The 21,414-nt window shown below is 65.5% G+C and carries 19 protein-coding genes, 1 tRNA gene and 1 pseudogene; 12 read left to right on the forward strand and 9 right to left on the reverse strand.

Features of this window, described 5'->3' with window-relative positions:
• Positions 1-122: 122 nt before the first annotated feature.
• A complete protein-coding gene (locus HNR60_RS17825; protein WP_184260036.1) occupies positions 123-863 on the forward strand; it encodes a sulfite exporter TauE/SafE family protein in 741 nt (246 codons plus the stop codon).
• Positions 864-1,018: 155 nt separating this feature from the next.
• On the opposite strand, the gene HNR60_RS17830 is transcribed toward HNR60_RS17825, so the two are convergent.
• The 4 genes from HNR60_RS17830 to HNR60_RS17845 form a co-directional block, all read right to left on the reverse strand.
• Positions 1,019-1,993 (reverse strand): HEAT repeat domain-containing protein, encoded by a 975-nt coding sequence (locus tag HNR60_RS17830; RefSeq protein ID WP_184260039.1) that lies wholly within the window; start codon positions 1,991-1,993, stop codon positions 1,019-1,021.
• 3 nt (positions 1,994-1,996) lie between these two features.
• Positions 1,997-2,230, reverse strand: a complete 234-nt coding sequence (locus HNR60_RS17835) for a 4Fe-4S dicluster domain-containing protein (RefSeq protein WP_184260042.1) — start codon at positions 2,228-2,230, stop codon at positions 1,997-1,999.
• Between the two features lie 33 nt (positions 2,231-2,263).
• On the reverse strand, positions 2,264-4,006 hold the full coding sequence (locus HNR60_RS17840) for a fumarate reductase/succinate dehydrogenase flavoprotein subunit (RefSeq protein ID WP_184260045.1): 1,743 nt from the start codon (positions 4,004-4,006) through the stop codon (positions 2,264-2,266).
• A gap of 272 nt (positions 4,007-4,278) precedes the next feature.
• Positions 4,279-5,052: a ferredoxin--NADP reductase gene (locus HNR60_RS17845; RefSeq protein WP_184260048.1), complete on the reverse strand. Its 774-nt coding sequence runs from the start codon at positions 5,050-5,052 to the stop codon at positions 4,279-4,281.
• Positions 5,053-5,299: 247 nt separating this feature from the next.
• Between HNR60_RS17845 and HNR60_RS17850 the strand changes: the two genes are divergently transcribed.
• From HNR60_RS17850 to HNR60_RS17870, 5 genes are all read left to right on the forward strand, one after another.
• Positions 5,300-5,608, forward strand: a complete 309-nt coding sequence (locus tag HNR60_RS17850; protein ID WP_246432993.1) for a DUF971 domain-containing protein — start codon at positions 5,300-5,302, stop codon at positions 5,606-5,608.
• Positions 5,609-5,723: 115 nt separating this feature from the next.
• Entirely contained in the window at positions 5,724-6,509 is a 786-nt protein-coding gene (locus HNR60_RS17855; RefSeq protein ID WP_184260051.1) for a Crp/Fnr family transcriptional regulator, read from the forward strand.
• Positions 6,510-6,688: 179 nt separating this feature from the next.
• Positions 6,689-8,113 carry a nitrous oxide reductase accessory protein NosL gene (locus tag HNR60_RS17860; protein WP_184260054.1) on the forward strand — a complete coding sequence of 475 codons (1,425 nt, stop codon included), beginning with the start codon at positions 6,689-6,691 and terminating at the stop codon, positions 8,111-8,113.
• A gap of 71 nt (positions 8,114-8,184) precedes the next feature.
• Positions 8,185-9,027 (forward strand): ABC transporter permease, encoded by an 843-nt coding sequence (locus tag HNR60_RS17865; RefSeq protein ID WP_184260174.1) that lies wholly within the window; start codon positions 8,185-8,187, stop codon positions 9,025-9,027.
• Positions 9,024-9,890 (forward strand): ABC transporter ATP-binding protein, encoded by an 867-nt coding sequence (locus HNR60_RS17870; protein ID WP_184260057.1) that lies wholly within the window; start codon positions 9,024-9,026, stop codon positions 9,888-9,890. The genes HNR60_RS17865 and HNR60_RS17870 overlap by 4 nt, the downstream gene beginning before the upstream one ends.
• Positions 9,891-9,913: 23 nt before the next feature.
• Here HNR60_RS17870 and HNR60_RS17875 read toward each other — a convergent pair whose 3' ends face one another.
• From HNR60_RS17875 to HNR60_RS17885, 3 genes and pseudogenes are all read right to left on the reverse strand, one after another.
• Positions 9,914-10,123, reverse strand: a complete 210-nt coding sequence (locus HNR60_RS17875; protein ID WP_184260060.1) for a PRC-barrel domain containing protein — start codon at positions 10,121-10,123, stop codon at positions 9,914-9,916.
• Between the two features lie 282 nt (positions 10,124-10,405).
• Positions 10,406-10,570, reverse strand: a pseudogene (locus tag HNR60_RS17880) (ATP-dependent DNA ligase); the annotation flags it as partial.
• 263 nt (positions 10,571-10,833) lie between these two features.
• Positions 10,834-10,908: transfer RNA gene (locus HNR60_RS17885), tRNA-Gln, on the reverse strand.
• 193 nt (positions 10,909-11,101) lie between these two features.
• On the opposite strand from HNR60_RS17885, the gene HNR60_RS17890 reads away from it, so the two are divergent.
• The gene (locus HNR60_RS17890) at positions 11,102-12,883 is read left to right on the forward strand and encodes an acyl-CoA dehydrogenase family protein (RefSeq protein WP_184260063.1); all 1,782 of its coding nucleotides are present in this window, start codon (positions 11,102-11,104) and stop codon (positions 12,881-12,883) included.
• 112 nt (positions 12,884-12,995) lie between these two features.
• Positions 12,996-13,751: an enoyl-CoA hydratase-related protein gene (locus tag HNR60_RS17895; protein WP_184260066.1), complete on the forward strand. Its 756-nt coding sequence runs from the start codon at positions 12,996-12,998 to the stop codon at positions 13,749-13,751.
• A 1-nt stretch (position 13,752) separates the two neighbouring features.
• Here HNR60_RS17895 and HNR60_RS17900 read toward each other — a convergent pair whose 3' ends face one another.
• On the reverse strand, positions 13,753-14,232 hold the full coding sequence (locus HNR60_RS17900; RefSeq protein ID WP_184260069.1) for an acyl-CoA thioesterase: 480 nt from the start codon (positions 14,230-14,232) through the stop codon (positions 13,753-13,755).
• A 307-nt stretch (positions 14,233-14,539) separates the two neighbouring features.
• The gene (locus HNR60_RS17905; RefSeq protein ID WP_184260072.1) at positions 14,540-15,022 is read right to left on the reverse strand and encodes a hypothetical protein; all 483 of its coding nucleotides are present in this window, start codon (positions 15,020-15,022) and stop codon (positions 14,540-14,542) included.
• A 213-nt stretch (positions 15,023-15,235) separates the two neighbouring features.
• Here HNR60_RS17905 and HNR60_RS17910 point away from each other — a divergent pair, with 213 nt between their 5' ends.
• The 4 genes from HNR60_RS17910 (at position 15,236) to dxs (ending at position 21,225) form a co-directional block, all read left to right on the forward strand.
• Positions 15,236-16,909 (forward strand): bifunctional metallophosphatase/5'-nucleotidase, encoded by a 1,674-nt coding sequence (locus HNR60_RS17910; RefSeq protein ID WP_184260075.1) that lies wholly within the window; start codon positions 15,236-15,238, stop codon positions 16,907-16,909.
• A gap of 416 nt (positions 16,910-17,325) precedes the next feature.
• Positions 17,326-18,255: a histone deacetylase family protein gene (locus HNR60_RS17915; protein ID WP_184260078.1), complete on the forward strand. Its 930-nt coding sequence runs from the start codon at positions 17,326-17,328 to the stop codon at positions 18,253-18,255.
• A gap of 105 nt (positions 18,256-18,360) precedes the next feature.
• Positions 18,361-18,609, forward strand: coding sequence for an exodeoxyribonuclease VII small subunit (locus HNR60_RS17920; protein WP_184260081.1), 249 nt, complete (start codon positions 18,361-18,363; stop codon positions 18,607-18,609).
• Between the two features lie 690 nt (positions 18,610-19,299).
• Entirely contained in the window at positions 19,300-21,225 is a 1,926-nt protein-coding gene (dxs, locus tag HNR60_RS17925) for a 1-deoxy-D-xylulose-5-phosphate synthase (RefSeq protein WP_184260084.1), read from the forward strand.
• Positions 21,226-21,414 lie beyond the last annotated feature (189 nt).

The raw sequence follows: 21,414 nt of genomic DNA on the forward strand, positions 1-21,414 counted from the left end.
CGCGCAATTAGTTGCTTGCCTTCACCCGGGATGCGCACAACTTGCCTCGAGCGAAGCGTTGGTCGGCTGCGACCGCAAATTGAAATTGCCTGCTCATGTTTGATGTTTCCGATGGACGCCAGATGGCGGTCATCCTGATCGCCGGGCTGTTCGGCGGATTCGTCCGCGGCTATTCCGGCTTCGGCTTCGCTTTGGCCTCGATGCCGGTGCTCACCTTGGTGCTGTCGCCGATCACCGCGGTGCCGGCGGTGTTCCCGCTGGAATTCGCCATCGGTCTGCTGACGCTGCCGGCGGAGCGCGCGCATGTCGATCTGCGCGTGCTGCGATGGCTGGCGCTCGGCGCCGTGCTCGGCACGCCGCTCGGCATGACCGTGCTGACGCTGTTGCCGGCCGAGATCATGCGCCTCGTGCTCGGCATCGCGGTGGCGGTCGCGGTGTTTCGCGCCTGGCGCGGCGAGGCCGCAGCGAAGCCGCAAGGCCGCGGCAAGCTGGCGGCGATCGGTTTCCTCTCCGGCTGTCTCAACGGCGGCACCGCGATGAGCGGGCCGCCAGTGATCGTGTCGCTGCTCGGCAGCAACATGCCGGTGCTGCACGCCCGCGCCACGCTGATCGCCTTCATCGCGATGAGCGCCGGCTTCGGGCTGCTGCTGTCGGCCTCTCACGGCAGCTATTCCGCGCAGATCTGGTGGATCAGCCTGGCGATGGTGCCGGCCACCGCGCTCGGCTGCGGCCTCGGCATGCTGGCGTTCTCGCAATTTCCCAGGCGGCTATATCGCCCGACCTCGCTGTCGCTGCTCGCCGCGGCGATGAGCATCGCCATCGTCACCGCGAGCTTGGCGGTGTTCAACAAAGCCATGCTGTAGATTGAGGAGCTGTCATTCCGGGGCGCGAGGCCGCAAGGCCGAGCGAACCCGGAATCTCGTCACGCATTTTGGCGTTGCACAGCTCCCCTTTGCCGCAAGATTCCGGGTTCGCTCGAGCTTCGCTCTCGCGCCCCGGAATGACGACGGTGAGAAGATTACGATCCCGTCGCGCTATTGGCCGCGATTCGTTGCAGCGCCCAGCGGGCGTTCTTGCGCACTTCGGGATCGGCGTCGTCGACGATCGGCTCGAGAAATTTGCGGCCCTCCGGCATCGCGATCTCGCCGAGCGCCGCTGCCGCCTCCTTACGCAGATTGGCCTGCGCATGACCGATGCAACCGCCGATCGGGACCACCGCCTTCGTCACCTTCATCTTGCCGAGGCTGCGCACCGCCTTCAGCCGCACCTGCCAGAACTCGTCGGCCAGCGCCTTGATCAGCGCGTCGGCCGCCTGCAAGCCGTTGGTGTTGGTGCCGAGCGTCTCGGCGGCAATCTCGCGCACCATCCAGTCGCTATCGGCCAACGCCCGGGTGATGGATTCCGCCGCCGGCTTCAGATGCGAAAACGCCAGCGCGCTCACCGCGGCACGACGGACATGCGGATCGACGTCGGCGGTCGCCGAGGTCAGCGCCGGAATCGATTCTTCCAGCTTCAGGAAGCCGATAACGCCGATCGCCTGCACCCGCACCGAGGCGTCGACGTCGCGCAGCGCATCGAGCGCGGGCTTCAGCGAATCCTTGCGGCGCAATTCCTTCAGCGCCCGCAACGCCGCCATCCGGACGAAGGCGTGGGAATGCGACACCAGCGGCAGGATCGGATCGGCGCTGGCGGGATCTTTCAACTCCGCCATCGCGTCCGCGGCGGCATGCGCCACCGGCTGCTCCGGATCGACCACGAGCTTTGCCAGCGCGGCGGCGGCGTCGGGGCCGTCGAATTCGCCGAGCGCGAGCGCGGCCTGCTGGCGCACGCCGGGATCGGGATCGGCGGTCATGCGGTCGAGATGAACCACCGCGCCGGGATCGCCGGAATTCGCCAGCTCGATGATCGCGACGCGGCGCTCGCCGGCGTCGGCGGCGTTGAGGCGGTCGTCGAGTTCGTCGAGATCGTCGTAGGCTTCAAACGGATCCGACATGGCTCACCTCAGGAGATAGGGAATATTGACGGTGACGGCGCCGGTCGGGCAATCCGCCTCGCAGGGCATGCAGTACCAGCATTCGTCATAAGCCATGAAGGCCTTGCCGGTGAGGTCGCTGATCCGCAGCACGTCGAGCGGGCAGACGTCGACGCAGACGGTGCAGCCCTTGTCGGCGATGCATTTGGCGTCGTCGACCACGACCGGGACGGAGGTTTCGTAACTGGCGAGAGGCATCGTTGAACTCCAGGCTGGAGATGTTTGAAAACGTCAGGCGGAGGCGCGGATGCGCTGCTTGTCGTAGAGGTCCTTCTCGTCGTCGGCGATCGGCACGATGTAAGGCTCGACCGCGCGCTTCTCGCTCGACATCTTGCCGTCCTTCTTGCTGAGCAGCGTGTGGCAGAACCAGTTGTCGTCGTCCTTCTCCGGATAATCGGTGCGCAGATGATAGAGTCCCCAGCGGCTCTCGGTGCGATACAGCGAGGCGTGCGCCGCCATGTCGGCGCAATCGACGATCGACTGGGTCTCCAACGCGCGCAGCAATTCGTGGGAATTGCGGGCGATCATCCGGTTCTCCATGTCGTCGCGCACTTCGGCGAGCCGGCGCTGGCCGAGCTCGAATTTGCGCGTCACCTTCGGCGGCTGCAGATAATCGTTCACCAGCCGGCGCGCCTTGTATTCGATCTGGTTCGGCGGCACGCCGTCCTCGCGCTTGGTCGGCGCCATCACCCGGTCGCGCTCGCGCGCGACATCCGCGGCGTCAAAATCAGCAAAATCGGTATTGTCGGCATAGTCCATCGCGTGGGTGCCGGCGACCGCGCCGTTGGTGAACGCGCCGAGCATGTAGTTGTGCGGCACGCTGGCCATGTCGCCGGCGGCATAGAGGCCGGGGATCGTGGTGCGGGCGAATTCGTCGACGAACACGCCCGACGCGCTGTGGCCGGAGCAGAAGCCGATCTCCGAGATATGCATCTCGATCGGCTGCTCGCGATAGTTGGTTCCGCGGCCCTCGTGGAACAGCCCGCGGGTCGGGCGCTCGACCTTGTGCAGCGTGGTCTCGATCTCGCTGATGGTGTCGTCGTGCAGATGGTTGAGCTGCAGGAACACCGGGCCCTTGCCGGATTGCAGCTCGTTGTAGAACTCAAGCATCATCTGGCCGGACCAGTAATCGCATTCGATGAACCGCGCGCCTTCGTTGTTGGCGGTGAAGGCGCCGTAGGGGCCGGCGACATAGGCGCAGGCCGGACCGTTGTAGTCCTTGATCAACGGATTGATCTGGAAGCACTCGAGATTGGCGAGTGCCGCGCCGGCATGATACGCCATCGCATAGCCGTCACCGGAATTCGCGGCGTTCTCGTAGGTGCCGAACATGTAGCCCGAGGTCGGCAGCCCGAGCCGGCCGGCGGCGCCCATGCAGAGAATCACTGCTTTGGCCTTGATCACCAGGATTTCCGCGGTGCGCGTATTGACGCTGATCGCGCCGGCGATGCGGCCGTCGGTGCCGGTGAGCAGGCGCGTCGCCATGTAGCGATTCGAGATCAGGATGCGGGCGCGGCGCAGCTGCCGATAGATTGCCTTCTTGACGGTCTCGCCGTTCGGCATCGGCAGCACGTAGGTGCCGATGTGATGCACCTTCTTGACCGCGTAGTCGCCGTTCTCGTTCTTCAAAAAGCGGATGCCGAACGAGTCGAGCTCCTCGATGATCGAGTAGCACTGCTCGGCGTATTTATAGACCGCCTTCTGATCGACGATGCCGTCATTGGCGATGGTGATTTCCTTGGTGTATTGCTCCGGCGTGGCGTAGCCCGGGATCACCGCGTTGTTGAGCCCGTCCATGCCCATCGAGATCGCGCCGGAGCGCTTGACGTTGGCCTTTTCCAGCAGCACCACATTGGCCTTCGGATTCTTCAGCTTGGCCTTCAGCGCCGCCATCGGCCCCGCGGTTCCGCCGCCGATCACCAGCACGTCGCAGGACACTTCAGACAGGCCGTCGAGAATTTGGTCCATCGCCATCGCTCATTCCCTCGCAGGTTCGCAGCAATTTCCATCCCACCGCGGTGAACATGGACTACTGCCAGATTAGGTCGATCGCTCGACCGGGATAGCAATTAGTTGTCAGGCTTTTCGCATTGTCTTGTTGAGGCGCGCAGCACAACTACGCCGTCATTCCGGGACCCGCGCAGCGACAGCTGCGTGGGAACCCGGACTCTCGCAGCAATGCTTGCAGCAAGATTCCGGGTTCGCTCGCCAAGAGCGCGCGCCCCGGAATGCCTCGTGGTGTGCGCTCAGCGCTCGACGAAGGCTTTTTCGATCACGAAATGCCCGGGCTCGCTGTGGCTGCCTTCGACAAAGCCGCGCTGCTCCAACATCACGTGCAAGTCTTCCAGCATGCCGGGGCTGCCGCACAGCATGATGCGATCGGTGGCCAGATCCAGCGGCGGAAGGCCGATGTCGTCGAACAATTGCGCAGACGCGATCAGATCGGTGACGCGGCCGCGATTGCGGAACGGCTCGCGGGTCACCGTCGGGTAGTAGATGAATTGCTCGGCCATCAGCGGGCCGAACAACTCGTCGGCGCTAAGCGTCGCCACCAGTTGCTCGCCATAGGCCAGTTCCGAGACCTGCCGGCAGCCGTGCACCAGGATGATGGTTTCGAAACGGTCGTAGATGTCGGGGTCCTTGATCAGGCTGGCGAACGGCGCGAGGCCGGTGCCGGTCGACAGCAGCAACAGCCGCTTGCCGGCGATCAGGTTGTCGGCGATCAGCGTGCCGGTGGCCTTGCGGCCGACCAGGATGGTGTCACCCTCCTTGATCTGTTGCAGCCGCGAGGTCAGCGGCCCGTCCGTAACCTTGATGCTGAAGAATTCCAGCGCCTCTTCGTGATTGGCGCTGGCCATGCTGTAGGCCCGCAGCAACGGCCTGCCGTCGACCTCGAGCCCGATCATCGCGAACTGGCCGTTGAGGAACCGAAAGCCGGAATTGCGGGTGGCGGTGAAGCTGAACAGCGTGTCGGTCCAATGCTTGACCGACAGCACCTGTTCGCGATGAAATGCGCTCATGGTTGGACTCTCGCTAAGTGATGAAGGGGCGGCACGCGATGATCGACGAACGTGCGGCGTGGCAGGAGTGTCGATCGGGTCGGCGGCGCGGCGCAATCGAGCCGCCAAGATCGCGGTCGATTAATTGCGAAATTGATGGCGCTGCCTAACAGGCGCGCATCGCGCGCTAACAACGCGCAGGCTTTGGCAACAAATTGCTCGCGGGCGAGTTCGCGCGATGCTCCGATGCAGCATCGGAGGAACCACCATGTCCGCCTTGATGACCAAGCCCGTCGCCGCGCCGACCGCGATTGCGGTGAGCGAACATCTCGACCGGCTGGAGCTGACGATGGAAGGCCAGCGGCTTGAGTTGTCCGCTGGGCGGTTGCGCGCCGCCTGCAAATGCGCGCATTGCCTGCGCGCCCGCATCGACGGGGTGTTTCCCGCACAATTCGACGGCATCGCCATCACCACGGTGGCGCCGATCGGCGGTTACGCGGTCAACATCGGATTTTCCGATGGGCATGTGCGCGGCATCTATCCCTGGGCCTATCTGCTGCAACTGAGCGCTGCGTAACGCGATCCCACGACATACGCGCGGAACCCGACGTTCGCTACGCGCTCTTTTGATTGATTCTATCTTGGCACGATGCTTGCTGCGCTTTTCGCAAATAATAACGGCGGAGCGCGCGATGCAGAGCTATGCGGGGGGTAAAGCGGCCTCTGGTCAGCACCTCACGACACGCCACCTCCCGACGCCATCGGCCACCCAATCGCTATTGTTGACCGAGAGCGCCCGTTCGATCGGCGGGCCGCCGTCGTTGTTCGATGCGCTGACGCCGCACGATCGCGAGGTGGTTCTGCGCCACGGCCGCCGCAAGGTGCTGTATCGCGGTAAGACGCTGTTCAACCAGGGCGCCAAGCACGACGGCATCTATCTGATCGAGACCGGGCGAATCCGGGTGTTCTACACCGCGCCGTCCGGACGCGAGATCACGCTGGCCTATTGGCACCCCGGCAATTTCGTCGGCGGGCCGGAGGTCTTCGGCTGCGGCGTGCATCAATGGTCGGGCGTCGCCACCAGCAATTCCAACGTCCTGCAGTTGCCCGGCAAGGATCTTCGCGCGCTGGTCGTCGAGGTTCCGAATCTCGCGATCGGCCTGATCGAAGGCCTCACCTTCAAGGGCAAGTGCTACTCGGCGCTGGCGCAGATGCTCGGCACCCGTTCGATCACCGAACGGCTGGCGCACCTGCTGCTACATCTGGCGCAGCTCTACGGCGTCGAGGATCCGGAGGGCGTGCTGATCGGTTCCGCCTTCACCCACGCCGATCTCGCCCACATGGTCGGCGCCACCCGGCAATGGGTGACGATCAGCCTGAAACGCATGCAGGAGAAAGGCATCGTGACGACGCGGCGCTCGCAGATCGTGGTGATCCGCGCCGACCTGTTGCAGGAGATGAAAGGGTTAGGCGACTGAGCGCTGCCCAGAGATGCGGCGTTGCGCGGGCAAATCGCTTAAGCCCTGGGCAGCGTCGCTTTCAGGGCAACTAATCGACCGCCCGGGCGCGACGGTGTTTGCGCCGCTGTCAATATCGACAAAGGATATTGCCAACGGGGAACGCACCCGGGACGCATCAAACACCGAGAGGGTCTGCCATGGGTCGCATGTCGAAGTATCGCGTTCTGTCCGCCGCCGCCGTCGCCAGCGCGGCCTTGGCCGCAGCGCCGGCCGCCAGCGCGCAGACCACCGTCACCATCGGCATTGGCACCCAGGACACCACCACCAACACCGCGACCACCGGGACGATCATCCGCCAGCTGCATCTGTTGGAGAAGTATCTGCCGACCGACGGCAAATACGCCACCATCAAGTTCGAGCTGGAGTGGCAGAACTTTACGTCAGGCCCGCCTGTCACCAACGGCATGATGGCGAACAAGCTGCAGTTCGGCATGATGGGCGACTACCCGCTGGTGGTGAACGGCTTCACCTTCGACAACAATCCGGAGAGCAAGAGCCGGCTGATCGCGGTCTCGGCCTATAGCCTCGACGGCTCGGGCAACGGCCTCGTGGTCCACAAGGACTCGCCGTATTACGAACTCTCCGACCTCAAGGGCAAGCTGGTCAGCGTGCCGTTCGGCTCCGCCGCGCACGGCATGATGCTGAAGGCGATGCAGGACCGCAAATGGCCGGCGGATTACTTCCAGCTGGTGAGCCAGAGCCCCGAAGTCGGCTCCACCAACCTGCAGGAAAAGAAGATCGACGGCCACGCCGATTTCGTGCCGTTCGCCGAGCTTTTGCCGTTTCGCGGCTACGCGCGCAAGATCTTCGACGGCGTCGAGACCAATCTGCCAACCTGGCACGGCGTGGTGGCGCGCACCGACTTCGCCGAGAAATATCCCGAAGTGGTGGTGGCCTATCTGAAGGCGGTGATCGCCGCCAACGCCTGGCTGCGCGAAGATCCGAAGCGCGCCGCGGAAAAGATCCAGGACTGGACCGGGATCAACAAGGAAGTGGTCTATATCTTCCTCGGCCCCGGCGGCAACATGACCACCGATCCCACCATCAAGCCGCAACTGATCGAGGCCGCCGCCACCGACGTCAAGGTGCTGCAGAATCTCGGCCGCATGAAGGAGTTCGATCCGAATAAGTGGGTCGACGACAGGTATCTGCGCAAGGCCTATGCGGAATTGCACATGGACTATGACGCCGCGCTGAAAAGCACCAAGAACTACGAGATCGCCGGCGAGGACAAGTTCTGCAAGAGGCCGATCGGCGATCCGCGCAAGGCCGGCGAGGTCTGGGTCGAGGGCGAAGCCATCGCGCCGTTCTCCAGCGCCGCCTGCACGCTCGGCGCCTATGCGGACAGCAAGGCCAAGGGCAAGAAGATCAATGTCGCCTATGTGTTCGACACCGCCCGCGGCATCAAGCTGTTCGCGGATCAAGCCTACTTCGTGGCCGGCGGCAACAACGAGCTGTCGCCGTTCCTGCTGAAGAAGGACGCCGAGGCCTACGCCACCCAGGTCAGCGGCAAGGTGCTGAGCTTCGACGACGCGTTGAAGTCAGTGGTCAGCGGAGGTTGATCGTGGAAATCGCCCAACTTCGACGACGAGAGGCGTCCGAGATGGCACAGCCCGCGGATCTGCTTACCGGCATGCCGGCCGGCACCGCGCCGCCCGCCGCGCCGCCCCGGCCGGTATGGCTCTATGTCCGGCGCTGGCTCGCGCTCAATTCAGAAGCGCTGCGCGCGGTGCTGATCGGCGCCGTGGCGCTGGGGCTGTTTCTGCTGGCGTGGCATCTGCTCACCACCTATCGCGTGGTGTTCTTCGTCCGCTTCACCAACGTGCCCTCGCCGGCGGCGGTGTATGAGAGCCTGACGCGGGCGATGCACGATTCCAAATTCATGATGCACGTGCTGCTCAGCTGCCGGCGCATCCTGATCGGCTTCTCGCTGGCGGCGCTGGTCGCGGTGCCGCTCGGGCTGCTGATGGGGCGGTTCAAGCTCATTCACGAGACGCTGTTTCCGATCACCGAGATCCTGCGACCGATCCCGGCGATCGCCTGGGTGCCGATGGCGATCATGCTGTGGCCGACCAACGAGCAGAGCATCGTGTTCATCACCTTCCTCGGCTCGTTCTTTCCGATCCTGGTCAACACCCTGCACGGCATGTCGCTGGTCGATCCGGTGCTGGTGCGCGCCTCGCAATGCCTCGGCGCCCGCGAGGTCTCGATCTTCCGCGAAGTGTATTTCCCGGCCTCATTGCCGCACATCTTCACCGGCCTCACCGTCGGCATGGGCGTCGCCTGGGTGTCGCTGATCGCCGCCGAGATGATCTCGGGCCAATACGGCATCGGTTACTTCACCTGGGAGGCCTACTCGCTGGTGCAATATTCCGACATCGCGCTGGGAATGATCTGCATCGGCGTGCTCGGGCTCGGCTCCAGCACGCTGATCCGGGGGCTCGGACGCCTCGTCATGCCGTGGAACAGAACATGAGCGACATCAAGCAGACCAGGGGCCATGTCGAGGTCCGCGATTTCGGGCTGAGCTACCCGACGCTGGACGGGCCGATGCCGGCGGTCACCAACGCCTCGATCCACATCAACCCCGGCGAATTTGTTTCCATCGTCGGACCCTCCGGCTGCGGCAAGTCCACGCTGCTCAACGCGGTCGCGGGGTTCCTCAAACCGACGGTCGGCAGCGTCACCGTCGACGGCGAAGCGGTCGACGGCCCCAGCGCCGAACGCGGCATGGTGTTTCAGCAGTACTCGCTGTTTCCGTGGAAGACGGTGAAGGGCAATGTCGAATTCGGCATGAAGATGAAGCATCTCGACAAGGCGAGCCGCGACCGCGCGGCGCGCACGCTGCTCGGGATCACCGGCCTCACCGCGTTCGAGAACAAATATCCGGACAGCCTGTCCGGCGGCATGAAGCAGCGGGTCGGCATCGTCCGCGCGCTGGCGACGGGCCCGAAGGTGCTGCTGTGCGACGAGCCGTTCGGCGCGCTCGACGCCCAGACCCGGGTGATCATGCAGCAGATCCTCACCAACATGTGGCAGCGGCTGAAGATCTCGGTGCTGTTCGTCACCCACGACATCGACGAGGCGATCTTCCTGTCCGACCGGGTGTATTGCATGACCGCGCGCCCCGGCGCCATCAAGGCCGAGATCGCGATTCCGCTGGAGCGGCCGCGGCAGCAGTCGATGATGATGTCGTCGGAATTTCTGGCGCTGCGCCGCGGGCTGATGTCGCTGATCCGCGAGGAAAGCCTCAAGGCGATGGGCGGCGAAATCAGCGACCTCGCGCTGGAAGGTCTCAGCATCGACATGCACGGGCAGAGTTTTGCCGACGTGGTGTAATGGCGGACGCAGGGTTCGGACGCCTAGCCTTCCATGAATTTGATGGTGGAGACCGGCCAGACGCCTTGATGGCCGGCGATTGCCAGCCGCAAGCCGTGCGACTCGTCGAGCAGCACCCGCTCGACCGTGCCGGCCTTGCCGTCGGTCAACACCACGCTCTTGCCCAGCAATTCCTCCTCGGCCGATCCGAACTCGCGGAGAATGGCCAACGCATGGGCTCTGGTTTTGGTCATCGGATCTCCGGTATAGATCGGACAGGCGCCCTGGCTGAAGCCGCGCCTCGCTCATGCACGGCAAATTTGGCCGCGATGCGTCGATCACCGTAACGTGCTGACGAGGCTGGCCGCCGCGCGCCCTGCAAACCACGGCGCGATCAGCGCTGCATGCGCATGATCTGGTCTATCGGGATTCATATTTTGATTGAGTGATCCTTGATCCAGATCGAGCCGCCGACCACCAAGGATCAAGGAATTCATCGGCAAATCTGCTGCTGCGGGATCGGCGGCCCGACGCGGCAGCGCTATTGATCCAACCAGCTTGCGTCCGCCGGCGCTGCCCTCGCCGTAGCGGAAGCCGCCGATCACGCAGTCGGCGCTGCGGTGCCGCTTGATCTTCTGCATGCCGTCGCGCGTGCCGGCCTGATAAGCGAGGTCGATGCGCTTGGCGATGACGCCGTCGCTGTCGAGCGAGACGTCCTTGAGATTGTGCTCGCGGGCGCCGCGAACCCGGACCAAGCCGTCGTCGGTTTCGGTCGTCCGCCTGCCGTCACCGCGCGCCAGCGATTGGTCCATCGATCTTCCTCGGCGCGCGCGGAAGGTCGCGGCGGCTGTCCGGAAGAGAAAGACTCCTCGAAACGACGGGTTCCAAGGCGCCCCCGCGCCGCTGCCAAGCGCGATGGCGCACACGCCGGTTAATACTGCAAATTCAGATGGTTACGACATGTTGGCTGGGGCGGGAGGATTCGAACCTCCGCATGGGGGAATCAAAATCCCCTGCCTTACCACTTGGCGACGCCCCAATGACCTGTCCGGAAAGCGGCGGGACGATAGCCACACAGATTCCCTCTGGCAACGCCGGTCTATAGAGGGAAGCGGCGCTTTTCAACACCCGGCGGGCGGCGGCGCCGCTGCGGCGGCCTGGCAGTTGAGGGCGGCGCGGTTTCATGAGAAGACGACGCCCTGCGCCAACCGACCCAGAAGCGAGAACCCGCCATGACCTACCGCGCGCCGATCAACGACATGCTGCTGGCCCTCAATCATGGCGCCGGGCTCAACGCCGCCGTGATCGCCGGCCATTACGGCGACTACGACAGCGAGATCACCGCCGCGGTGCTGGAAGAGGCCGGCCGCTTCGCCTCCGACGTGCTGGCGCCGCTCAACCGGGTCGGCGACGAGCACGGCATCAAACTGGCGCACAGCAAGGTGACCACCGCGCCGGGCTGGCCGGACGCCTATCAGCGCTGGATCGCGGCGGGCTGGAACGCGGTGTCGGGCGACGAGGCGTTCGGCGGCCAGGGCCTGCCGCTGGCGCTCAACGCCGCCTGCACCGAGATCTGGGCAGCGTCGAACGTCGCCTTCGGGCTCTGCCCGCTGCTGACGCTGTCGGCGATCGAGGCGCTTGACGCCCACGGCAGCAAGGCCTTGAAGAAGATCTATCTGGAGAAGCTGGTGTCCGGCGAATGGCCCGGCACCATGCAGCTGACCGAGCCGCAGGCCGGCTCCGACGTCGGCGCGCTGCGCGCCCGCGCCGAGCGCTACGGCGACGGCAGCTATCGCATCATCGGCAGCAAGATCTTCATCACCTATGGCGACCACGACATGACCGACAACATCGTGCATTTCGTGCTCGCGCGATTGCCCGATGCGCCCGCCGGCACCAAGGGCATCTCGCTGTTTCTGATTCCGAAATTCCTGGTCAACGCCGACGGCTCGCTCGGCGAGCGCAACGATATCTATCCGACCGGCATCGAGCACAAGCTCGGCATGCACGCCGCGCCGACCTGCACCATGACAATCGGCGAGAACGGCGGCGCCGTCGGCTATCTGGTCGGCGAGGAAAATCGCGGCATGCAATGCATGTTCACCATGATGAATCAGGCCCGGCTCGCCGTCGGCCTGGAGGGCGTCGGCATCGCCGACCGCGCCTATCAGCAGGCCTTGGCGTTCGCGCAGGACCGCAAGCAGGGCCGCGCGATCGGCGAAAAGCCCAGCAAATCCGATCCGATCATCGTGCACCCCGACGTCAAGCGCATGCTGTTGCAGATGCGGGCGATGACCGCCGCGGCGCGCACCATCTGCTACGCCACCGCGGTGTCGATCGACATCGCCAACCGCGCCGACGATCCGGCGATCAAAGCCGCGGCTGCCACCCGCGCGGCGCTGCTGACGCCGATCGCCAAAGCCTACGCCACCGACATCGGCAACGAGGTCGCCTCGCTCGGCGTGCAGGTCCATGGCGGCATGGGCTTCATCGAAGAAACCGGCGCGGCGCAGCACTTTCGCGACGCCCGCATCACGCCGATCTACGAAGGCACCAACGGCATCCAGGCGATCGACCTGGTGACGCGCAAGCTGGCGCCGAACGGCGGCGAAGCGGTGTGGACGCTGCTCGCCGAACTCTCCGCCACCGTCGACGATGTCGAAGCCTCCAACGATCCGGCGTTCGGCTCGACCGGCGAGAAGCTGCGCGAGGCGCTGGCCGCATTGGAGCGCGCCAGCAAGTGGCTGTTGGAGCGCGTGGTCAGCGCGCCGAACGACGCGCTGGCGGGCGCTACGCCGTATCTGCGGCTGTTCGGCGCGACGCTCGGCGGCTGCGTGCTCGCCAGGGAAGCGCTGGCGGCGCGCGACATCGACGGGCTCGGCGACACCCAGCGCTACGTCACGCTGGCGCGGTTCTTCGCCGAGAACATCACCGTGCAGGCGACCGCTTTGGAGCGCACGGTGACCGAAGGCTTCGGCGCAGTCGGCGGCGCCGACGCGGTTTTGCTGGCCTGAAAATCTTGCGGCAAACCGAAGGCAGATTGTGGCAGCGCTGCCGCAAGACTTTTTGCCCCGGCGCGCCGCCAAAAACGCCTCGACTCTCCCAGCGCCCCGCAAAGGATACCGCATGACCGGCCACCTCCACGTCGTCGATCACGACGCCACCCGCATCATCACGCTGACCCGGCCGGACAAGAAGAACGCGCTGACGCAAGCCATGTATCGGGCGATGAGCGAGGCGATCAATTCGGCGCAATCCGACGCCGCGATCCGCTGTCTGTTGATCGAAGGCTCGGGCGGCATATTCACCTCGGGCAACGACCTGGAGGATTTTCTCAAAGCCGGCAGCGACGGCGCAGGCCTGCGCGGCTCCGAAGCCCACACGTTTCTCCACGCGCTTGCTAACAACGAGAAGCCGTTGCTGGCCTCCGTCGAGGGTGCTGCGATCGGCATCGGCACCACGCTGCTGTTGCACTGCGACTACGTGCTCGCCGCCAGTAACGCCTCGTTCGCCACGCCGTTCGTGCCGCTCGGCCTGGTGCCGGAAGGCGCATCGAGCTTGTTAGCTCCGCGCGCGCTCGGCCATCACCGCGCCTTTGCGCTGCTGGTGATGGGCCGCAAGCTCGACGCCAACGACGCGCGCGACGCCGGCTTCGTCAACGAGGTGGTGCCGCCGGAGCAGCTCGCTGCGCAGGCGCGCAAGGTCGCGGCGGAAATTGCCGCGCTGCCGGCGGAGGCGGTGGCGATCTCGCGGCGCTTGTTGAAGCCGCCGCCCGCCGAACTGATCGAACGCATCGATCACGAAGGCAAGCTGTTCGGCGAACGCATGACCTCGAAGGAAGCTATCGCGGCGTTCACGAGATTCTTTAGTCGCAAGAAGTAAGTTACGGCGCCCCGCCCGCGACCATCGCCGGCCCATAGACCTGCAGGAATTCCGGCGGCAGCCGCCGCGGCCGGCCGCTACTGATTTCGATGCAGACCAGTTGCCAGCGGCCGCGCATGATCACCGCGCCGTCGCGCGGCCGGAGCAGTTGAAAGCGCCGCTCCATGGTCAGCTTGCCGTCGCTGGCGGTGATCCAGGTGCCGAGCGTGAGCGCGTCGCCTTGCGCGCTCGGCAGCAGATAGTCGTATTCGCCGCGCCGGATCGCCACCGCGCGATCGAGCCGCTGCCAATCCTGCAGGCTGAGCCCGAGCGCCTCGGAATGCGCCCAGCCGATCGCCTCGCACCAGCGCACATAGACCGCGTTGTTGGTGTGGCCGAGCCCGTCGATGTCCGCAGGCTCGGGGGCAACGGTCAGCGTGAAGGGGTTTTGGAAATCCCAGGCGGTGGCGGCGGGGTCGGTGGGTTGGACTTGGTCTTGCATTCGTTGACTTCAGAAATGAGTCTCCGCGACAACGGCGGGCATTGCTTGCGGACGATTGAACATCCGCAGCGATGCTAGCCCATCCGCGGCGGATTGGCGACCGGCTCGCGGCGATGAGGATGAGACGATGACGCGCCGTCTTATCTCCACGCCCCATGCGCGTCATTCCGGGGCGCGAGTTCGCAAGAACGAGCGAACCCGGAATCTCGCCTCAGGTGATGAGGCCACCACGTGTTGCGAGATTCCGGGTTCGCGCGCGGCTCACGCCGCTCGCGCCCCGGAATGACGATCGTTTGGGAGCGACGCCCTACCTCTTCCCCTCGAACACCTGATTGCTGAACGGCTGCGAGGTCGGTTGGCGGATGGCGATGAAGCTGCGCTCGTTGTTCTGGTGGCAGGCGTTGCAGCCGGCGGTGAGGTGATCGAACGCCGCGGTGAATTTCGCCGGACTCTTCGCGGCGATCGCGGCGGCGAGCGCGTCGATCGGCGCCGCCATGGCGGTGACGTCGGACAGCGGCAGGCTCTGATACAACGACGCGGCGTCTTCCAGCCGCGCCTTGATCTGGTTGGCCTCATAGGCCGCGAGATCCCAATTGCCCGCCTTGCCTGCGAACCACAGCTTGAGATGGCGCACCCGCGCGGCTTCCATGATGTCGGCGAGCCGCGGGTTGTTGTCGGTGCGGGCATAGTTCGGCTGCTGCGCCATCGCCGGCGCGCCCGCGGCCGTTGCGGCCAGCGAGCCCGATGCCAACGCGGCGAGCATTGCGAAGACGAAGCATCGTGAGGTCATGTGCAATCCTTAAAGGCGGGTCCGCTCACGCCGGCGCGAGGGCGGCACGGCGGCGGACGATGGGGAAGGCTCAGACTGACTGCCGCGGTGTACGGCGGAACCCCGACATTAAGCCAGGATCAACCAGCGCGCCACGCTTCACTGAGATTTCGATTGCATTGCCAAGCCGCGATGCGCGAATGGATGGCAACGCCAATCGCCGGGACCAGATGCATGACACCGAATCGTCGTCGTTTCGTGAGCTTTGCCGCAGCCTTGCTGCTGATCGGCGGTGCCGGCTGCGGCGCCATGGCGCAGGCGCCGGAGACCGTCGACGTGCGGATTCTCGCCATCAACGATTTCCACGGCAATCTCTTGCCGCCGCCCGGCGGCCTCACGATTCACGATCCGGCCGATCCGACAAAGACCGTCCATGTGCCGGCCGGCGGCGCCGAGCACATGGCGACGCTGGTCAAGCAATGGCGTGACGGCCACCCCAACTCGATCTTCGTCGCCGCCGGCGACCTGATCGGCGCCAGCCCGTTTCTGTCGGCGATGTTTCACGACGAGCCGACCATCGAGTCGCTGTCGATGATGGGGCTGTCGCTGGCCTCGGTCGGCAATCACGAATTCGACGAGGGCAAGACCGAGCTGCTGCGAATGCAGAACGGCGGCTGCCATCCGGTCGACGGCTGCCGGGGGCCGCATCCATTCCTCGGCGCGAAATTCAAGTATCTCGCCGCCTCCACCATCGAGGTCGCCACCGACAAGCCGATCCTGCCGGCTTACGCGATCCGCGAATTCTCCGGGATTCCGATCGGCTTCATCGGGCTGACGCTGCGGGCGACGCCGAACCTGGTGTCGCCGCCCGGCGTCGCCGGATTGGAATTTCGCGACGAGGCCGAGACCGTCAACCGGCTGGTGCCGGAATTGAAGGCCAAGGGCGTGGAAGCCATCGTGGTGCTGATCCACGAGGGCGGCTTTCCGACCGGCGACTACAATGCCTGCCCGGGGATCTCCGGGCCGATCGTCGAGATCGTCGGCAAGCTCGACCACGCCGTCGACGTGGTGATCACCGGCCACACCCACCGCGCCTATAACTGCCGGATCGACGGCCGGCTGGTCACCTCCGGCGACAGATACGGCACCCTGGTCACCGCGATCGATCTGAAGCTCGACCGCAACAGCCGCGACGTGATCAGCGCCCAGGCCGACAACGTCATCGTGCGGCAGGACAGCGCGAAAGACCCCGAACAGACCAAGCTGATCGCGGACTACGACCGCGTCGCCGGGCCGCTGGCGGCGCGGCCGGCGGGCGCGGTCACCGCGGCGCTGTCGCGGCTGCCGAACGCCGCGGGCGAAAGCGTGCTCGGCGACGTGGTCGCCGACGCGCAGCTTTTCGCCACGCGGGATGAAGACCGCGGCGGCGCGGTGATCGCCTTCACCAATCCGGGCGGCATCCGCAGCGAGATCGCGCTGCAGGACGGCGGCAAGGTCAGCTATGGCGACGTGTTCGCGAGCCAGCCGTTTCGCAATCAGCTGGTGACGCTGACGCTGACCGGCGCGCAGATCAAGCAGGCGCTGGAGCAGCAATGGCAGGATCCAGCACGGCCGCGCATCCTGCAGGTGTCGGGCGATTTCGGCTACGCCTGGGACGGCGCCGCCGAGGCCGGCCAGCGCATCGTGGCGGGCGAGATGCGGCTACGCGGCCAGCCGATCGATCTGGCAAAATCCTATCGGGTGACGATCAACGCGTTCCTGTCGGTCGGCGGCGACGGCTTCACCGCGTTCAAAGCCGGCGCCGATCCGCGCGTCGGGGTCTATGACGTCGACGCGCTGGATGCTTATTTCCGCGCCAACAGCCCGGTCGCGCCGACCGCTGCGGATCGCATCCGGAGGCTGAACTAATCTCGGACGGCGGTTCGATGTTTGATCGAAGTGGAGCGGCGCCCTCGCCCCGCTTGCGGGGAGAGGGTGGCGTGACAAGCGAAAGCTTGTCGCGCCGGGTGAGGGGGCGTCGCGTTCTGCCGAGACGCCCCCTCACCCGACCCGGCTTCGCTGGCGCTACGCCGGGTCGACCTCTCCCCGCAAGCGGGGAGAGGTTACTCAGTGCTCGCTGACGGGGTGCCTCTTCTAACAGCTGTTGCAATAAAGCTCCCCGGCCAGCTTGGTGCCGACCGGCGCGCAATGACATAATCACTCATTCTGTTAGCTGGCTTCGGTCAGGCTTTCGCTCTACGCCTTTCGGCGGCCCTTTCGCAACACGCGACAAGCAACTAGATTGAGGTGACACAACCGCGCAGCGTAAGCGCCAGGTGGATTTCATGACCACACTGTTCATCAACCATCCTGCCTGTCTCGAGCATGACACGCCCTACGGCCATCCGGAGCGCGCCGACCGGCTGCGCGCGGTGAACCAGGGACTGGCGGAAGCGCGCTTTGGTGCACTGCAACGAGCCGAAGCGCCGGAGGCCGATCTCGACACCATTGCGCTGTGCCACACCGATCATCACATCGTCGAACTGCGGCAGATGTCGCCGCAGGAGGGGCTGATCTTCGTCGACAGCGACACCTCGATGTCGCCGGGCACCTGGGAAGCCGCGCTGCGCAGCGTCGGCGGCGCGGTGGCGGCGACCGACGCGGTGATGACCGGCGCGGTCAGCAACGCGTTTGTTGCGACGCGGCCGCCCGGCCATCACGCCGAGATCGGCAAGCCGATGGGGTTCTGCTTCTTCGGCAACGCCGCCATCGCGGCGCGCTATGCGCAGCGCAAATACGGCATCGGCCGCGCCGCGGTGGTGGATTTCGACGTCCATCACGGCAACGGCACCCAGGAAATCTTCTGGGGCGACGCCAGCGTGATGTATTGCTCGACGCATCAGATGCCGTTGTTTCCCGGCACCGGGTCGATCGGCGAGCGCGGCGAGCACGACAACATCGTCAACGCGCCGCTGCAGTCGGAGGACGGCACCGCGAAATTCCGCGCCGCGTTCGACGACCTGATCCTGCCGCGGCTGACGGCGTTTGCGCCGGAATTGATCGTGATCTCGGCCGGGTTCGACGCGCATTGCCGCGACCCGTTGGCCAGCCTCAACCTGCAGACCGAGGATTTCGCCTGGGTGACCCGCAAGCTGATGGACGTCGCCGACGTCACCGCCGGCGGCCGTATCGTCTCGGTGCTGGAAGGCGGCTATGATCTGCAGGGCCTCCGGGATTCGGTGAACGCCCACGTCGCCGCCCTGATGGGCTCATGATTTTCGCCCCAATCCGGCTTTAGGGCTGCCGGCACGCCCGCGCCCCAAGCCACCCCCGCTCCGAAGCGCCGCCGCGCCGGAGACGATCGCATCCAGGATGACCCCATGGCAGACCCCGCCGCCGACGTGAAGAAACTGAGCTTTGAGCGCGCGATCGAGGAATTGGAATCGATCGTCAAGCGGCTGGAGGACGGCAAGGTGCCGCTGGAGGAGTCGGTGGCGATCTACGAGCGCGGCGAAGCCCTGAAGCGGCGCTGCGAGGAGCTGCTGCGCACCGCCGAGGCCAGGGTCGACAAGATCACCACGGATTCCAGCGGCGCGGTCACCGGCACCACACCGCTCGACGTCGAGTAAGCGGGCGCCGCCTGCGGTTGCTGCACATACAGGCGTCATCCTGAGGAACCCGGCGTAGCGCGCAGCGCGAAGCCGGGTGTCTCGAAGGATGGCCACGGGCGCGGGCGAGCCGCACAGCTTGCGGCCGCATCCTTCGAGGCCCTCGCGTTGCTCGGGCACCAGGATGACGGCGCTTGGCTGCTTGGCGCCGCCGCATTCTCGCCACAGATCGACTGCCCAGGCCGGCGGCAAAGTCGGGATCATGCGGGACCAGGTTCCGATTGCTGCAGCGCAACGCAACCCTGCCCCGCGCTGCTCCAAATCTCCACAATCTGTGACTAAAATCCCACGGTTCCCTGTTACTGTTAGCTAATTCGACAAAACTTTCGTCGCTCCGACCAAGGAGCAATGCCCGGGCGGTTGGCTTTGAGGGCCGCATTGTGTAAAGGTATGGGCTTATGCGCTCTCCGCCTCGGTCAAAAAGGCGGCAGCGATTATGATCGCCGTGTGAAAGAATGCCGCCGCCAATGTGATGTTCACAGCCGCGGCGGGTCAGACTTGTAGGCTTCGATCGGGGTTCTCTTTCGCTAAGGGGCCGGTTTGGGTGGCTCTTGCCGAGCAGACGCCGTGACAGCGCCGCTGTTGCAGCACCCTTGCCGACCATTCGTCACCGGGGCGTCACGTCCCCCTTATTGAGACTGGAATATCGCCGTGTCCGAATTCAGTAAAACGCCGCTCCTCGACACCATTCGCACCCCCGCCGACCTGCGCAAGCTCCGCATTGACCAGGTGCGACAAGTGGCCGACGAATTGCGTCTGGAAACCATCGAGGCCGTGTCGGTCACCGGTGGACATTTCGGCGCCGGCCTCGGCGTGGTCGAATTGACCACCGCGATCCATTACGTGTTCGACACCCCGCGCGACCGGCTGATCTGGGACGTCGGGCATCAGGCCTATCCGCACAAGATCCTGACCGGACGGCGCGACCGCATCCGCACCCTGCGCACCCCGGGCGGGCTGTCCGGCTTCACCAAGCGCACCGAGAGCGACTACGATCCGTTCGGCGCCGCACACTCCTCGACCTCGATCTCCGCCGGCCTCGGCATGGCGGTGGCGCGCGACCTCGCCGGCGGCAAGAACAACGTGATCGCGGTGATCGGCGACGGCTCGATCTCCGCCGGCATGGCCTATGAGGCGATGAACAACGCCGGCGCGATGAATTCCCGGCTGATCGTGATCCTCAACGACAACAACATGTCGATCGCGCCCCCGGTCGGCGCGATGTCGGCCTATCTGTCGCGGCTGTACTCCGGCAAGACCTACCGGACGCTGCGCGAGGCCGGCAAGCAGATCGGCAAGCACCTGCCGAAGCTGATCGCCGACCGCGCCGCGCGCGCCGAGGAATATTCCCGCGGCTTCATGATGGGCGGCGGCACGCTGTTCGAGGAACTCGGCTTCTATTACGTCGGCCCGGTCGACGGTCATAACCTCGACCACCTGCTGCCGATCCTGCAGAACGTCCGCGACGCCGAGACCGGCCCGTTCCTGATCCATGTCGTCACCCAAAAGGGCAAGGGCTACGCCCCGGCCGAGGCCGCCTCCGACAAGTATCACGCGGTGGTGAAGTTCGACATCGCCACCGGCGCCCAGGCCAAGGCGAAATCCAACGCGCCGTCGTATCAGAACGTGTTCGGCCAGAGCCTGGTCAAGGAAGCCCAAAAGGACGACAAGATCGTCGGCATCACCGCGGCGATGCCGTCCGGCACCGGCATCGACATCTTCGAGAAGGCGTTCCCGACCCGCACCTTCGACGTCGGCATCGCCGAACAGCACGCCGTGACCTTCGCGGCGGGCCTCGCCGCCGAGGGCTACAAGCCGTTCTGCGCGATCTATTCGACCTTCCTGCAGCGCGGCTATGACCAGGTGGTGCACGACGTCGCGATCCAGAGCCTGCCGGTGCGCTTCGCGATCGACCGCGCCGGGCTGGTCGGCGCCGACGGTGCCACCCATGCGGGTTCGTTCGACAACGCCTATCTCGGCTGCCTGCCGAACTTCGTGATCATGGCCGCCTCCGACGAGGCCGAGCTGGTCCACATGGTGGCGACCCAGGTGGCGATCAACGACAAGCCGAGCGCGGTGCGCTATCCGCGCGGCGAAGGCCGCGGCGTCGAGATGCCGGAAGTCGGCATTCCGCTGGAGATCGGCAAGGGCCGCGTGGTCCGCCAGGGCAACAAGGTGGCGCTGCTGTCGTTCGGCACCCGTCTCGCCGAATGCGAAAAGGCCGCCGACGAACTGGCCACGCTGGGCCTCTCCACCACCATCGCCGATGCCCGCTTCATGAAGCCGCTCGACGTCGAATTGGTGCTGAAGCTCGCCCGCGACCACGAGGTGCTCTTGACCATCGAGGAAGGCTCGATCGGCGGCTTCGGCAGCCATGTGATGCAGACGCTGGCCGAGCACGGCATGCTCGACGGCGAGGTGCGGATGCGCGCGATGGTGCTGCCCGACGAGTTCATGGACCACGATACCCCGACCGCGATGTACGGCCGCGCCGGCCTCGACGCCAAGGGCATCGTCGCCAAGGTGTTCGAGGCGCTCGGCAAGGACGCCAAGACCGAGACCGTGAAGCTGGCGTAAGCCGAGCTTGGGTTCAGGGCTGACCGCGGCGACGCCGCACTCCCTGCGCCGTCATCCTGAGGCGCTCGCCCGCTTGGGCGAGCCTCGAAGGATGCGGCCGCGTGTGCCCGCGGCCCATGCTTCGAGGCGCTCGCCCGCTTGGGCGAGCCTCGAAGGATGCGGCCGCGTGTGCCCGCGGCCCATGCTTCG

The sequence above is a fragment of the Rhodopseudomonas rhenobacensis genome, assembly GCF_014203125.1.
In the GTDB taxonomy this organism is placed as follows: domain Bacteria; phylum Pseudomonadota; class Alphaproteobacteria; order Rhizobiales; family Xanthobacteraceae; genus Rhodopseudomonas_A; species Rhodopseudomonas_A rhenobacensis.